Origin of the sequence: Myxococcus sp. RHSTA-1-4 (genome assembly GCF_020037125.1) — a bacterium.
Classification (GTDB): domain Bacteria; phylum Myxococcota; class Myxococcia; order Myxococcales; family Myxococcaceae; genus Myxococcus.
The window spans coordinates 1-1,087 of sequence record NZ_JAIQDG010000130.1 but is presented as its reverse complement, the minus strand read 5'-3'; the positions used below and the strand labels follow the sequence as shown (position 1 = coordinate 1,087).

Here is a 1,087-nt window from a genome sequence, read left to right as displayed (position 1 = left end):
GGTGGTGCGCATGGACTACGCGCGCTCCACCGAGTCCGGGCGGCGGCGCTTCTACCTGACGTTCGGACACATGTTCTAAGCGCGGTGGGCCCGGGGGTCGAGCCGGCTACAGCTTCACGCCGTCCAGTTGCTCAAGCACGGCACGGATGGCTTCCTCCGTGGTGCCGTAGTCCTTCGCCACGGCGGGGGCAAAGTCCGTCGTCGCCACGGTCTGCGGTGGGGACTTCAGGAGAGACTCCACCATGAGGCGGCTCGTCCCCGGCCAGGGCGCCGCGAGCAGCTCGTCCTTGCGGCGAACAGGGTCGAGGAGGGTGAAACAGGGCCAGGAGGGAAACTTCAGGGTGCTGACGTCGCAGTCGACGAAGCGGCATGCTTCCAAGCGGGCACCGGTGAAGTCGCAGTCCTCGATGCCGCCGAGCTCGGGATGCTCCGCGTAGGGCCAGCGGCCGAAGTCATTGCCGATCATCGTACCCGTGAAGCGGCAGCCCTTCAGGAACGCCTTCTCCCAACGGAAGTCCGTGAGTGCCCTCTTCACGTCGATGGTGCAGTCGATGAGCTGCACCCTGGCAATCACCAATGCGCGTGCAGGCACCTTGATGACGAGGTTGCACCGCCTCAGCGTCAGGTGGTGTCCCAGGTAATAGAGCTCCGTCTTGCTGTTCAGCTCCAGGCGCTCGTCTTCGATTTCTCGGTCGCTGAACTGGATCATGAGGTGCCTGTGCTCGATGGGCTCAGAAGGTGATCATCCGGAAGAGAGAACCGGCCATGCGCTGACCGTGCAGGGCAAGGTTCGAGTCGGTTCCGGAAAGGATCTCGTACTGATAGCCCGTCCGTGGATCAATCACATCGACTCGCGCCTTGCTCCAGCGGAGCAGAGGGAAGTCGTCTCTCAATTGTCGTTCCACGAAGCGCCCTCGGGCCTCGCGCTCGAGCAGGCGCGCGAGCCAGTACTCTCCTCGGGCAACTGCCGCATCGATGGCTCGCCGCTCATTGCGCGAAAGCTCCTGAGTGCCACCCCTTTCAAGGTGTAGGGAGCGTGTCGCTCCCTGGCCGTGCGTGTAGGGAGGCATGTTGGGGCCGCGAGACC

2 protein-coding genes are annotated in these 1,087 nt (G+C 64.1%); both read right to left on the bottom strand.

All coding sequences use genetic code 11. The annotated features are described in order from the left end of the window. Window positions 1-106 precede the first annotated feature (106 nt). Window positions 107-709 carry a hypothetical protein gene (locus tag K8638_RS44250; RefSeq protein ID WP_223760823.1) on the bottom strand — a complete coding sequence of 201 codons (603 nt, stop codon included), beginning with the start codon at window positions 707-709 and terminating at the stop codon, window positions 107-109. A gap of 22 nt (window positions 710-731) precedes the next feature. Then, window positions 732-1,087: hypothetical protein (locus K8638_RS44245; RefSeq protein WP_223760822.1), on the bottom strand; the 356-nt coding region annotated here is incomplete at its 5' end.

Coding starts and splice junctions, on each gene's coding strand:
- K8638_RS44250 (WP_223760823.1), bottom strand. CDS start 709: ATGATCCAGTTCAGCGACCGAGAAATCGAAGACGAGCGCCTGGAGCTG.